The organism is Desulfobacter latus, from assembly GCF_013389365.1.
GTDB lineage: Bacteria > Desulfobacterota > Desulfobacteria > Desulfobacterales > Desulfobacteraceae > Desulfobacter > Desulfobacter latus.
The window spans coordinates 18,153-31,518 of the sequence record NZ_JACADJ010000047.1 but is presented as its reverse complement, the minus strand read 5'-3'; the positions used below and the strand labels follow the sequence as shown (position 1 = coordinate 31,518).

10 protein-coding genes are annotated in these 13,366 nt (G+C 48.5%); 2 read left to right on the top strand and 8 right to left on the bottom strand.

What is annotated here, in order from left to right; all coding sequences use genetic code 11:
* Window positions 1-219: 219 nt before the first annotated feature.
* A complete protein-coding gene (locus tag HXW94_RS12760; protein WP_218576709.1) occupies window positions 220-3,063 on the bottom strand; it encodes a PAS domain S-box protein in 2,844 nt (947 codons plus the stop codon).
* A gap of 292 nt (window positions 3,064-3,355) precedes the next feature.
* On the opposite strand from HXW94_RS12760, the gene HXW94_RS12755 reads away from it, so the two are divergent.
* Together HXW94_RS12755 and HXW94_RS12750 are read left to right on the top strand one after the other, a co-directional pair.
* Window positions 3,356-3,628, top strand: coding sequence for a hypothetical protein (locus HXW94_RS12755; protein WP_246293962.1), 273 nt, complete (start codon window positions 3,356-3,358; stop codon window positions 3,626-3,628).
* A 157-nt stretch (window positions 3,629-3,785) separates the two neighbouring features.
* Window positions 3,786-5,129 carry a CDP-alcohol phosphatidyltransferase family protein gene (locus HXW94_RS12750; RefSeq protein WP_178367285.1) on the top strand — a complete coding sequence of 448 codons (1,344 nt, stop codon included), beginning with the start codon at window positions 3,786-3,788 and terminating at the stop codon, window positions 5,127-5,129.
* Between the two features lie 22 nt (window positions 5,130-5,151).
* Here HXW94_RS12750 and HXW94_RS12745 read toward each other — a convergent pair whose 3' ends face one another.
* The 7 genes from HXW94_RS12745 to wtpA all read right to left on the bottom strand — a co-directional run bounded on the left by HXW94_RS12745 (window position 5,152) and on the right by wtpA (window position 13,215).
* Entirely contained in the window at window positions 5,152-6,978 is a 1,827-nt protein-coding gene (locus HXW94_RS12745) for a YgiQ family radical SAM protein (protein ID WP_178367284.1), read from the bottom strand.
* 2 nt (window positions 6,979-6,980) lie between these two features.
* Window positions 6,981-8,426: an MFS transporter gene (locus HXW94_RS12740; RefSeq protein ID WP_218576708.1), complete on the bottom strand. Its 1,446-nt coding sequence runs from the start codon at window positions 8,424-8,426 to the stop codon at window positions 6,981-6,983.
* Between the two features lie 174 nt (window positions 8,427-8,600).
* The gene (locus tag HXW94_RS12735) at window positions 8,601-9,365 is read right to left on the bottom strand and encodes an OmpA/MotB family protein (RefSeq protein WP_178367283.1); all 765 of its coding nucleotides are present in this window, start codon (window positions 9,363-9,365) and stop codon (window positions 8,601-8,603) included.
* 5 nt (window positions 9,366-9,370) lie between these two features.
* On the bottom strand, window positions 9,371-10,210 hold the full coding sequence (locus tag HXW94_RS12730) for a motility protein A (protein WP_178367282.1): 840 nt from the start codon (window positions 10,208-10,210) through the stop codon (window positions 9,371-9,373).
* Window positions 10,211-10,388: 178 nt separating this feature from the next.
* Complete coding sequence (locus tag HXW94_RS12725) at window positions 10,389-11,444, bottom strand: ABC transporter ATP-binding protein (RefSeq protein WP_178367281.1); 1,056 nt, start codon at window positions 11,442-11,444, stop codon at window positions 10,389-10,391.
* A 3-nt stretch (window positions 11,445-11,447) separates the two neighbouring features.
* Window positions 11,448-12,236, bottom strand: a complete 789-nt coding sequence (locus HXW94_RS12720; RefSeq protein ID WP_178367280.1) for an ABC transporter permease — start codon at window positions 12,234-12,236, stop codon at window positions 11,448-11,450.
* Between the two features lie 4 nt (window positions 12,237-12,240).
* Window positions 12,241-13,215: a tungstate ABC transporter substrate-binding protein WtpA gene (gene wtpA / locus HXW94_RS12715; RefSeq protein WP_178367279.1), complete on the bottom strand. Its 975-nt coding sequence runs from the start codon at window positions 13,213-13,215 to the stop codon at window positions 12,241-12,243.
* Between the last annotated feature and the right edge of the window lie 151 nt (window positions 13,216-13,366).

Sequence of the window (13,366 nt, the reverse complement as noted above, 5' to 3'; positions counted from 1 at the left end):
TTATGCGTTCATTGAAACCATTATCGAATCTGCAAAAACAAATTATCCAAAAATTGGGATTCGACTCTTCTATTTATACGCAACTTGAAATTTAAAAATACTTTATATCAAATGAGCGAATGGGGAGATAAATGGATGTGTTTTTGAAATTGAAGCCTCTGGTATCTCTAATCGGTTTGCCCCATGTGAAATTTTCACATAGGAAAATTAAGCACAACTTTAACTTTCTGCCCCATCCAGCACCTCCCGAATCTTGATTGCCAGATCCTGCTTGGAGAACGGTTTCTGTATGAAGTTCACGCCTTCATCCAAAACACCGTGGTGGGCGATGACGTTGGCGGTGTAGCCGGACATGAAAAGGCGTTTGAGATTGGGGTGTAAGGACAGGATGTTTTTTGCCAGATCCCGCCCGTTCATTTCGGGCATGACCACATCAGTCATGAGTAGGTGAATCTTGCCAGGGTGTTCACGGGCAATCGAAATCGCTTCTCCCGGCGTGCTGGCCGTAAGAATTTTGTAACCGTTTCGTTCAAGCATCATGCGGGTCATTTTTAAGATGGAAGGTTCATCCTCCACCAGCAAAATGGTTTCAGTTCCGTCCAGGTTTATTTTGTCTGAGGTTTTCTTCTTAAGGTTTTCGTTTTCAGCCAGATACCGGGGCAGATAGATCCGGAAGGTGGTACCCTGGTCCGGCTCGCTGTAGACGTTTATGAAACCTTCATTTTGTTTAACGATGCCGTACACCGTAGCCAGTCCCAGACCGGTACCCTTACCGATCTCCTTGGTAGAAAAGAATGGCTCGAAAATGTTAGATATTGTCTCCTGATCCATGCCGCAGCCGTCATCGCTAACCGCCATCAGAACGAAGTCACCAGCAACAAAGCCCGAATGTGTTGCACAATAGGCGGAATCAAAGGTCGTGTTGCCAGTTTCTATGGTGATCTTTCCTACGTCCGCAATGGCATCGCGGGCGTTGACGCACAGATTGGCCAAAATCTGATCGATTTGTGACGGGTCCATCCTGACCTGCCGGATATTTTCACCGGGTAGCCACGCCAGATCGATATCTTCGCCGATCAACCGCCGAAGCATCCTTAGCATGCTCTTTATGGTATCGTTGATATTAAGGACCTTGGGTGCTATGGTCTGTTTTCTGGAAAAAGCCAGCAGTTGTCTGGTGATGTCGGCAGAGCGCTTGGCCGCAGAGAAAATTTCTCCAAGGTTTCCGTGAACCGGGTTGTCAGGGGCTATGTCCTCAATTGCCATTTCCGTATTGCCGAGGATTATGTTGAGCATATTGTTAAAATCGTGGGCGACACCTCCGGCCAGACGGCCCACGGACTCCATCTTCTGTGCCTGCGAGAGTTGGGCCTGGAGTTTTTCTTTTTCCGTTTCAGCCTGTTTCTGTTCGGTTAAATCTCTGAACTCGACAGTTCTTACTTTTTTCCCCTTATAAGGTACATTCCGAGCCTCTAAGTGCATTGGAAATTCTTCACCATTTTTCCGTAAACCGAATGCTTCATAAGGTTTTTCATAACCAGTGCGAATATTATTTTTTACTTTTTCACGGGATTGTTCGGCTATCAACAAAAGTCCGTCCATTCCGATAAGCTCTGAATATTCATAACCCATCATTTCCGAGAGACCTTGGTTACATTCCAGAATTACACCCTGGTCATGAATGACTATTCCCCCGAAAGATGCATTATGAAGTGCTTTAAAACGAGTTTTGCTTTCCAAAAGATCTAGTTCCGAGCACTTACGCTCAGTGATGTCACGAATGAAGACCACGCATTGCGGCTCATCCAACGGTCGTTTCTGAACGCTTACTTCCACATCGAAGACTGTCCCGTCCTTGCGCCGGTGGCGGCTTTCAAATCGGTCCTGTCCCTCGGCCAGAACCTTCTGCATGTGTGCTCCGATGTCGACGGACGTCTCAACATCTTCCACGGCACTGATATCCATGTGAAGAAGTTCTTCTTCTGAATAGCCGCTCATTTCACAATAGGTTGCATTAACTTCGAGAAAGCGGCCTGTAGTATCAACAATCCAGAAACCGTCCATGGCTGTTTCAAGGATTGCCCAATGTTCTTCTTCTTTTGCTCTTAATTCTCTTTCAATTTTTTTGATCTCTGAGATATCTACATGAGTTCCAACGACACGGATTTTGCCATTCAAATCATCTGTATACAGGTTTGACCTGGAGAGAATATCAACCCAATGACCGTTCTTATGCTCCATTCTGAACTCAATTTCGAACCGATCCCTTTTCCCGTCAATCACTTCGTTCATCATATTCCAAGATGATTTTAAATCATCAGGATGTGTTAATTTCTCCCAAACAGAAAAATCATTTGGAAGTTCATCGGGTTCATAGCCCAGCATACGCTTCCAACCCGGAGAGTAGTAGATATCTTTAGTCTCTAAATCCCAATCATATATACCATCCTGACTGGCGTTCATGGCCCGTTGGAATCTTCGTTCACTTTTTCGAAGCTCATCTTCCGCCTGTTTACGATCATAAATTTCCGTTTCCAACTTCAGATTTGAATAGCTAACGTTTGACACATAGGAAGTGAATTTCACCAGAAAGCTCATTAAATCTTTTATAGTTTTCCTGTTGTATCTCGGTATGCGGCGGAATGCATCCAAGTATAATTCCTTATCAAACCCGTAAGTTTCTGCCTGTTTGATAAATCTGTTTTCATCTACCGGGTCACCCTCATAAAAAAATTGCCCGGTGTAAATATTGCCCACATGTTTGTTCCCGATATATAATGGCGTGACTACATCCCAAAGACCATTTTTACATTGGTATTCTATATACTCCCCATACTTAATATTTTTAACAAGATAAAGATCACTTTCGGTACAATTCTTTTTAGTTATTGGGTGTACTCTATGAAATTTAGTGCAGATATCCTGCCATCCAGTTGATTCTATGACATTACCTTCCATATCAAGGATAGCGGTAACCATTCCAGTCAGTTTATGGAAGTCGTCCATGATCGACTGAAGTTTGTCAACATTTATAATAGATCCGAGGTTGTCTTTTGTTGCCAAAAAATCATTATCTTGATCCGCCGAATATGTTCCCTTTGATTTTGAATTTCTTGCTTCAACGAATGATTTTTTTTTCCAGGTGCATTTTTCCTCTTCGAGTTCTTTAACTTTTTGTAGGAGTTCCTCATAGGTTGGTTTTCTGGTCACAATTTAACCTCGCCAATGATTAATTTTCAAAAATCGGTTGTGAAGTGCAAAATTGCTATGTTCATAATTACTATCAGATAATATTTTTTTGTTGATTAATTGAAGTTTATACAAGCGAACAAAAAAAAGCAATAATCCTGCAGAAATGAAGCAAATCATAACCCCACAATATGCATACCCGGTGCCTGGGATCAGGGATGCCTGTTTAAAGGAACTTGCGCGGTGCGCACGGATATTTTCCCGTTTAGGTGCAAGGGTGATGAACATCCATCCCTGTTATTTTTGTCCACCTGCCATGAGAGATCAATTGGTTTCATTCCAGAATACCATCACCTTGGAAATTTTCTGCAATGATCCACAGATGCAGGTTGCCTATTGGGACCTGAGTCGGGATATGGTACGCAGATTGTGGTATTAATCATTCAACTGCCATCCACCTGGAATTTGTTCTGATCGTACAAAAAAGATAATATTATCCGGATCGTATTTTTTATTTCCAGGATATGGTGAAGATGATAAATTGCACCGTAATGATATCTTACATGCAATTTTTTAACTGATATGAAGGCTGAATCATGGAAAGAATTTTGGTAATCATGGGGTCCGGTGCCTTGGGCGCCCTGTTTTTTTTCTGGTTTTCCCACAACCTGAAGAAAAAGGCGTCTGTCAGGCAGTTTGTGGCATCCCATTTGTGGTTGATGCATCCCAACGCCATCTGCTACTGGCGCACAGGTCTTGCTTTCCTGGGTTTTTATCTCTATTTTTTTTCGCCCTATCAATCTTTCGCCATTTTTATTTTCACATTTGCTGCGATCCTTGACGGGGTTGACGGGGTGGTGGCCCGGGGCTGCAATATGGTATCCCGGCTGGGGGAGTGGCTGGACCCCATGTGCGACAAACTCACCTATCTGCCCCCCCTGGTTGGATTTGCCTATACGTCTAATTCGATCACCGGACTGCCTATCCTTTCCCCTAAACTGATCTGGATCCTTGTTGTGATTGAACTGGTAGGTCAATTTTTTGCCCGCAGGATGCTGGCCTGGCTGAACGTATCCGGGGCGGCCAACAACTTTGGGAAAATCAAGGCCATTATCTGTTTTGCCCTGGTGATTCTGTGCGCCCTGATGGATGCCAGTCCCGGCATGCTGAATATTGGTAACGGCGTTCTTGGGGCCTGTATTGTCCTTTCTGCAGCATCCATGATTTTCAAATTTATTCCCAACCGGCTTTATGCAGATATTCTATCCATGCTCAATTTTATGTGCGGTGTCTCCAGCTTGATTTTAACCTATCATCATTGTTATGTCTGGGCCATCTGCGTTATTATCATGGGCCAGCTTTTTGACCTGTTTGACGGGCGCATGGCACTCAAACACGGGGGCACCAAGTATGGCCCCTGGCTGGACGACATAGCTGATTTTGTCAGCTTCGGCCTGGCCCCGGCCTATATGATAATCATTAAAGGCGGCTCCTTTGCCCTGTTTTTTGCTGTGATTTATGTGGTCGGTGTGGCCTACCGTCTAGTACGGTTTGTAACCAAGGATAAGGGCTGTACAGACCTGCCCACCGGTATTTTTAATGGATTTCCAAGTCCAGCCGGGGCCCTGGTTGTTTTAGGTGCATCCCTTGTGTCCGGTCATATGCTGCTCTGGTTTTTCACCGCTGTTTCCACAGCCCTGATGGTCAGCAATATCCGGTTTGCCCATTTGGGGCGGGTGATTCTCCAGCAGACCCCAAAACCCATTTTCTTCTTGATTTCTGCGACCTCTATTGTGGTCTTAGCGTATATTTTGAAAACTAAAAATATCCATATGTTCGGGTATCTTATCCTGACATCCGTGGTTTTTTATCTGGCTGCCGGCAGGATTTGGGCGCAAAAGATGAATGCAACGGATACATCCGGATCAACTTTTGATTGAACCGGCTTGACGGGTTGCGGTGTTATTTTTTCCGGTGGCGGCTCTTTTTGCCCTTCCCGGAGAACTTACCCGGATTCTGCTTCTGTCTATATGAGGCTTGGGGTCGATGTCCTGCTTTTCGGGTAACGATCTGTTTTTGCTTCTCCTTTGCCCGGGGATCTTTTTCTACAAACACGGGCATCATGGTAAAAGGGTCAGTGCGGGTATAATACATCAGGGTGGAAAAAGTGGACGGAGTGGGCGTAAATATCTGGACCTGTTCCGGTGTGATGTGAAGCGCGTTTTGAGTAAATGCCTTAAGTTCATTCATCTCCCGCATGGTACAGCCGGGATGGGCCGCGATCAGGTAGTAGGTCAGGTATTGTTTTTTGTTCAGCGTGTTGCAAAGGCGGTCAAACCGGTGCTTGAAGGCAACAAGGCTGTCTATGCCCGGTTTTCCCATAAGTGCCAGCACACCGGGCGAACAATGTTCCGGGGCCAGTTTCATCTGGCCGGAGACATGATGGGCGATTACCTGTTTTAAATATGCCCGGCCCTTTTGTTTGTCCATGAGGATCAGGTCATGGCGGATGCCTGAATTGAGAAACACCTTTTTGACGCCGGCAAGGCGGCTGATTTCATTGAGCAGATCCATCTGGGGGCCGTGATCCGGTGACAGTGACGGGCATGGGGTTGGGAACAGGCAGCGTCGATGGGTACAGGCCCCTTTTTTCAGTTTTTTTTCGCACTCAAACCCGTACATATTGGCCGTAGGGCCGCCCAGGTCAAATATATATCCTTTAAAATCCTTGTCCTGGGTCATTTTTTGGGCTTCGGCAATGATGGAATTTTTGCTGCGCCACCTGACGGTCCGGCCCTGGTGGACGGTGATGGCGCAGAAATTACACTCCCCATAGCAGCCGTAATGGGTGGGAATGGAAAACCGGATGGTGTCCATGGCCCGGACATGGCCTAAGGCCCGGTAATAGGGGTGAACAGCCCGCTGAAAATCCAAATCGTGGATTTGGTCCATCTCTTGGGTGGTGCTGAACGGTGGCGGCGGATTCAGGACAAGAAACCGGTCTGCATGGGCCTGGCTTAAGGGGGCGGCATGCATGGGGTCTGTATTGTCATAAAAGGTTTTAAAACTTTGGATATAAAGATTTTTATCCTTGATGACTGCTTCATAGGCGGGCAGTTCTATGCCTTTGGGGGTTTTTGAGATATATCCCAGGCCCGGAATCTGTGTGACAGGGTCTTGTGTCTCCGCCGGCGTTGTTGCCGGCCGGTTATCTGTTTTCAGCCGGTTGCCCTGGATCTGATCCAGGACCCGGGCCAGCGCCACGATACCGGCATGGGCCATGCCGAACAAAAGATAATCTGCCTTGGCATCCAACAGGATGGACCGTCGTATTTTATTGGACCAGAAATCATAATGGGCAATGCGCCGAAGGCTGGCTTCAATGCCGCCCAGTACAATGGGTACGGTGGGTTTAAAAAAGCGTCGCACAAGATTGGTGTATACAATAACCGCCCGGTCAGGCCGCCGTGTGTTGTCTCCGCCGGGCGTGTAGTCATCTCGTTTGCGCCGTTTTTTGGATGCCGTGTAATTGGCCACCATGGAATCCACGGCCCCGCCGGTGATACCCCAGAAGAGCCGGGGTTCGCCTAAACGGGAGATGTCCCGGTCGCTGTCCGTGTCCGGCTGGGCAATGATGCCCACGGTAAATCCGTTTGATTCCAGGACCCGGCCGATCAGGCTGACCCCCATGAACGGGGAGTCAATGTATGTATCGCCGGTGACAAGAATCACATCAAGCCGGCCAATGCCCCGGTCGTCAAGTTCTTTTCGGGTGGTGGGTAAAAACATAATCAGTGTTTTAGTTCCGGGCCTGGTGTCTGTTTCACCCGGGCCATGGAGAAAATAATCCCCACCAGACTGAGCAGGGCGAAAATGATAAAGGCCGTATGCATGGTCTTAAGAAATCCCGGAGCTGTGGCCGTGCTGACTTCAGCATCCCCCATGAACATACTCAGCAGAAAAGTCGTGATGGTCATGGCCGTGAGCATGCCGATACTGCGCATGGTGGCCACAAGGCTGGCGGCAATGCCGTAATGTCTTGACCCCACAGATCCCATGACCGTGGTCATGTTGGGTGTGGAAAAGGCAGCAAATCCAAGACCCATGATAATCAGCACCACCAGTACCTGCCGGGTTTCTGCATCCTGGCCGAGAAAGGCAGCAACCCCAAGCCCTGCGGCGCAGATGACCATGCCGGCCGTGGATAATTTGGCCGGTGACATCTTGTCTGAAAGTGTGCCTGATAAAGGTGAAAGTAGCGCCTGAATGATTGGTTGGACGACGAGTACAAAACCTGCGGTCTGGGCAGACATGCCTTTAACCACCTGCAGGTATAAAGAGAAAAAAAATGTGAGCCCGAATGAAGCGGCATAGTTGATCCCTGTGGCAATGTTGCTGAATGCCAGGACCCGGTTTCCCAACAGCAGGCGGATATCCAGAATAGGAGAGGGGTGCCTGTATTCAAAAAAGGCAAAACCAGCCATACAGACCATTCCCGCAGTCATTAGATCCGGTGCCCAGGCATCGCTTTTAAGGCGGGAGCCCCCGACGATCAGACAGGAGAGCGCGGCCATGTAAATGAGGCTGCCCACCCAGTCAAAGGCTTCGCCTTCAGCCCCTTTCCACTCCCCTTTAAGTCGGGTCAGGGTCAAAATCAGGGCTGCCATGGCAAGGGGGACGGAACTAAAAAAAATCCATTGCCAGCCCAGCCAGGAGATCATAGTTCCGGCCAGGGTGGGTCCGGCGGACAACCCTAAATAGACACAAGCCACAATGATCCCCATGGCTTTGCCTCGTTTTTCCTTTGGCACCACAGAAGAGAGAATGGCCACGGAAGTGGAGACCGTACACGACACACCAATACCCTGAAAAAACCGAATGGTAATGAGAATGCCGATGGACGGGGAAAAGGGCAGCAGGATCGTGGCAAGGGCAAATAAGGCCACACCGGACACGAATACTTTTTTTCTCCCAGTGATGTCTGCCAACCGGCCGACGGGAAGCAGAAACAGTGTGACAGCCAGCATATAAATCATTTCCACCAGGGCCAGAGAGACTGCACTGGCACCGTAAAATCGGCCAATGGTGGGAAGGGCCACACCAACCGCAGACATCATGAACGGTGCCAGAAACTGGACTGCGGAAACAATAAATATGGTGTGGCTGGTGGAGATTCGGGGTCCGGGCCTGTTCTTACTGCTAATAATGTCTCGCCCTGTTCCTTTCTTCTTACTCATTCTTACCCGTCGAGTATGAATGATGAGAAATTCCTGCTTCATAGAGTGTGCCCGAACAAACTCCCGGCACTGTCAATGTTATTGATTTATCAATTATTGATTCGTCAATATAAGGACCGGGCTCAGGAAGTCAAGGACCTTTGTGCCTTTGAGGCTTTGTACGAGCTTTTTTAATTAAAAAGAGTCATAATAATTTTCCGATTTCTTGGCTTCCCTGACCAGGGAGATTTCAACACGCCGGTTGGCTTCCCTGCCCAGAAAATGCGTGTTGTCCCCAATCGGCCGGTACTGGCCGAATCCCTCGATATTGATCCGTTCCGGGGCCACCCGGCAATCAATTAAGAATCTGGCAACACTCATGGCCCTTGCCGCGGACAGCTCCCAGTTGGAGGGGAAGCGGGACGTATGAATCGGGGTATTGTCCGTATGGCCGGCAACAATGATTCTGTATCCGGGTTCTGTTATGAAAAATGAGGCCATATCCGTTAATGCCGGTTTGATATAGTCCAGCAGTTCGGCCTGTCCGGAAGGAAAACTGATGTCTTCGCCCAGGGTCAGGACGAGTCTGTTTTCTGTGACTTTAACAGAGTAATTTGAAATATTTGATTTTTTCATGACCTGGTGCAGCCGGTCTTCAATGGTGAGAAGATCCAGTTCGGATTCGTAACTTTTTTTCATTGGTTTGGCTGGTGTTTTAACGCTTTCAACGGATTGGCGAATCTTTGTGGGCACATGCTTGATTTCCAAGGCCTGGGGCATATGTGCCTGGCTGCTGTAAAGCATGATGAAAAAAGCCAGCAGAAGGGTCATGATATCCAGCATGGCCCACAGGCCGGCATCTTCGGGTTCACATTCCTCCAGAAGGTTTTGGCGCTTCTGGCGCAGCCGTTTTAATTCCGATATTTCGAGTTCGGATATCAGGTTTTTCGAGGTTGTCATTGATATTATCCTGCCATGGGTTCCTGTTTCTCACGGTGGGGGTGAATCCGGGGCAATCTCACAGAGGGTGTCCGGGATTTTCCGCCCACAGTCCAGTCATCCTGCAAATAATCACCAATGCAATATCTTAGGCGGTACCCGATAGCCTTGGCATTGGTTTTATCCGCAATATCCAGAACCCCCTCAATGATCAAGGCCAGTGCCATGGCGTCGTGTTTGGTTTTTTCCGCTAATTTTTTTGCAATGGGAAGAAAAATGATATTGGCATAGAGCAGTCCGTAAAACGTGGTCAACAGGGCAGTGGCCACCCCTGTTCCGATCAGTTCCGGAGACCCCATATTGCTCAATACATTGATCAGGCCGATGATGGTGCCCACAAAACCAAACACCGGCATCAGCTTGATAAAGGTATTGATCAGGTCGGCCTGGGAGCGCCGGGCCTGCAGGAAGTTGTCGTATCTGCGTTCCAGGGTTTTAAAAATCGTATATCTGTCAAACCCGTCCGCAACCATTTCAATGCCCATTTTCAGGAATGGATTGTCAATTTTTTTAGATTTCTCATCCAGTACAAGTTTTCCGTCCCGCCGCCGGATTGCAGCCAGCACTTCGATCTGTTTTATGAGTGCGTTCAGATCGGTCTTCTCACCGGAAAATGCTTTGCGGATATTGACGAAAATATCTGAAAACAAACGGAAGGGATATGACACCAGAGCGCAGACAAATGCCCCGGTAAGGATAATCAAGTTGCTTTTAACGTTTAAAACAACAGACGATAGTTCGGATACGGTGCCTGACAGCAGTATAAACACGACAATACCTGCGGCCGGAAGAATTTTCTGGAGCATGGACTTCTCCTTGTCAAGGGGTAAACAAACAGACTACGTGATTATATCACAAGCATAAATCATGCCTTTAAATAAAATATATTATTTACAGTATGTTATCTGTTTGTGCGTAAGAAGATGGGAAGGAATTTCCCCTTTATGCAGGTACTTTTTTCAGGCCGGCCCGGAAATAACAGAGTTAATCTTGGAAAATGTGAACACTTTGGGGGGAGAAGGCAATCGTTGCGTCACGGCCTGATGCAATCTGAAAGTCCCTTAAATACCGCCGGGGCCAGGCGGCTTCAAAATTAAGGCTACCGGATTGAACGTGAACTTCGACAAACATGCCCTGGCTGGCCACCCGGGTAATGGTGCCGCAAAAGCGGTTGGCGCAATTTTCAGCAGTATCCGCCTTTTGAGAAAGCAATATAATCTCCTCGGGACGAATGCCCATGTACCCCTGGTCAATGTCCGGCACCATAGACGTTTCTATCACGGCATCCGATCCTTCAATCCGGACGTTGCCCTGGAGAACCCGGGCGGGCATAATGTTTTTCATCCCCACAAACCGGGCTGTGAACAGGGAGTCCGGTTTTTCAAACAGGGTGGTGATATCCCCTGTCTGGCGGATTCTGCCCTGGTGGATGACGGCCCCCCTGTTGGCCAGGTACATCACGTCTCCAAAGTTATGGGACACCATAACAATGGTCATGCCCATATCCTGGTGAATCTGTTTGAGAAGATTTTTAGCTTCGCCGTGAAACTCCGGATCCAGGGCGGACAACGGCTCGTCCAACAGCAGTACCGCCGGGTTGAGAATCAGTGCCCGGGCCAGGGCCACCCGCTGTTTCTCCCCGCCGCTTAAGTTATGGGGCTTTCGGTCAAGAATCCGCTTCAGGCCCAGGGTGTTTGCCAGATCATCCAGGCGTTTATGCCCCTCATTTTTTTTAATCCCGTGGTATCTGATCCCGTATAGGATATTGTGGGCCACGCTGAGGTGGGGGAACAGGGCGAAATCCTGATACACCAGGGCCAGATGTCGTTTTTCAACAGGCGTTTGACCCATATCTTTTCCGTTAAACAGCAGCCGACCCGAAGAAAAGGGAATAAGCCCCATGATGATTTCAAGGATAACGGATTTGCCTGATCCTGTGGGGCCGATCAGGGCAAAGAAATCCTTTTCCCGGATGGTCAGGTCAATATTTTTAATGGCAAATCCGGGAAAGGTCAGGTTGATATTGTCAAGACGAATCATGGGCTACCTGTGATATTGGACTGCGGATCTGGACATCATTCGCAATAGGATAAACAGCCCCAGGGATAAAAGAATCAGCCAGACCGCCACGGGCTGGGAGTATTTCAGCCCATAGGCGGTAAAACGTTCATAGATCATGACAGGCGCGGTCATGGGGTGGTAGGCCACGATCACCACGGCGCCGAATTCGGAAATTGCCCGTGCCGTACACATAATGATGCCCAACACCATATGCCTCCATGTCAGGGGCAGGGTAACCCGCCTGAAGGTTTCAAAGGTGCCGGCACCAAGGGTTCTGGAGGCGTACTCAAGACGCACGGGTACACTTTCAAAACCGGCCTTGACCGCATTGACATAAAAAGGGATACCCACAAAGACCAGCACCGTGACAATCCCTGTCCGGGTTCCCATGATCTCAATGCCCATACCGGAAAGAAAGCGGCCAAAGGGGTGGGTACGTCCGGCAAGGCTTAAGATGGCTATCCCCACCACAGGATGGGGGATCATGACCGGCAGATCAACGATGCCCTCAATGATTTTTTTTCCGGGAAACGCTTTTCTGGCCAGCAGATAGCTTAAAGGGGTGCCAAGAACAAAGGCCAAAATCCCTGCCGTGAGGGAAAGCCCAAGGGACCGGGCAATGGCCAGCAGCACATCTTTGTCGCCCAGGGTCTCCCAGAGCATGGCAGGGGATGGCCCGGTGGTCATCTTGAGCAGGGGCACGGTTAAAAGCAGGATCACAGGCAGGCTGAACACCATGAACAGCCTGCCCATACCGTCTGTTTTGTTCATAAAATCAGTTTTTTACCTCAACAAATTCCGAAATGGCCGCCGGCAGTTTTTGGGCCATCTCTTTGTCGGGGACCCGGGCCGGGATAAATGGGGGTTGACCCATCTCTTTGAGGGTCTTTAATCCATTGTCCGGTGAGAGCAGAAAGGCCAGAAAGGCTTCAGCTGCTTCCGGGTTGGGTGCATTTTTAATCATGGTGATGCCGTAGGTGCATGATTTTCCGGATTTGGTGGTAACGGTGCCCGGTTTTTTTCCGGAGACTTCAACGGTTGCCAGTTTATAGAATCCGTCGTACTTGTAATTGCCCAGGTTGATATGGTCGTCCAGGGTAACATATTTAAGGTCATGCTGGATGGCCACGGACAGGTATTCCCAGGCATAGTCCATGTGACCGGTTTTAAGCAGGTTGACAAGCTCCACGGATTTGGGCCGGACATTTTTTTGCGGGCGGTTGGCGATCAGTTTGTCGCTGAGCCCGGGGTTGTTGTAAAATTTTTCAGCCAGCTGCAGCACCATGAGACTGCGGTATCCGCACGGGTCAAGATTGGGATCTGAGTGGCCCCATGCCACATCTTTTTTCAACAGGATCTCATACCAGTTGTCCGGGGTGATTTCTTTGGCATGTCGGCTGTTGTCCGTGTAGCAAAGGACCAGCTGATTGCTGGCAAACCGGATATTCCATTCAGCAAAGTCAGGGATAAGATTGTTGTCAATGACCTTGAAATCGGCAGACGCCATGATATCGGCCTGTTTACCCACCTCGGAAATCAGGCGGGCCATTTTGGTTGAACCACCTGCTTCCCGCAGCACGTCCACCTCCGGGTAGTTTGCCTCAAAGGCTTTTTCAATGGCGGCAAAAGGAACCGTCAGGCTGCCGGCATGGAAGATGGTCAGCTTTCCTGAGGGACCGGCCATACAGAGCCCGGGCAGAATTAAAAAAAAGACAAGGATGGAAATAAGATGGTATAAATGGTCTTTCATTGTTGTTCTCCTCTCGTATACTGAATTATAGAGTAAAAAAATAACTAATAATGGGGTATTCTAACGATTGGCGTACAAAATAGCAACGGCCTTGATCATCATTTGGACCACCGTGTAGGTTGGGTTGAACGAAGTGAAACCCAACATTTTG

What these genes read in the sequence shown, in the direction of transcription:
- HXW94_RS12755 (WP_246293962.1), top strand. Translation starts at nt 3,356, where the DNA reads ATGAAGCAAATCATAACCCCACAATATGCATACCCGGTGCCTGGGATC.
- HXW94_RS12750 (WP_178367285.1), top strand. Translation starts at nt 3,786, where the DNA reads ATGGAAAGAATTTTGGTAATCATGGGGTCCGGTGCCTTGGGCGCCCTG.
- HXW94_RS12745 (WP_178367284.1), bottom strand. Translation starts at nt 6,978, where the DNA reads ATGTTTTTACCCACCACCCGAAAAGAACTTGACGACCGGGGCATTGGC.
- HXW94_RS12740 (WP_218576708.1), bottom strand. Translation starts at nt 8,426, where the DNA reads ATGAGTAAGAAGAAAGGAACAGGGCGAGACATTATTAGCAGTAAGAAC.
- HXW94_RS12735 (WP_178367283.1), bottom strand. Translation starts at nt 9,365, where the DNA reads ATGACAACCTCGAAAAACCTGATATCCGAACTCGAAATATCGGAATTA.
- HXW94_RS12730 (WP_178367282.1), bottom strand. Translation starts at nt 10,210, where the DNA reads ATGCTCCAGAAAATTCTTCCGGCCGCAGGTATTGTCGTGTTTATACTG.
- HXW94_RS12725 (WP_178367281.1), bottom strand. Translation starts at nt 11,444, where the DNA reads ATGATTCGTCTTGACAATATCAACCTGACCTTTCCCGGATTTGCCATT.
- HXW94_RS12720 (WP_178367280.1), bottom strand. Translation starts at nt 12,236, where the DNA reads ATGAACAAAACAGACGGTATGGGCAGGCTGTTCATGGTGTTCAGCCTG.
- wtpA (WP_178367279.1), bottom strand. Translation starts at nt 13,215, where the DNA reads ATGAAAGACCATTTATACCATCTTATTTCCATCCTTGTCTTTTTTTTA.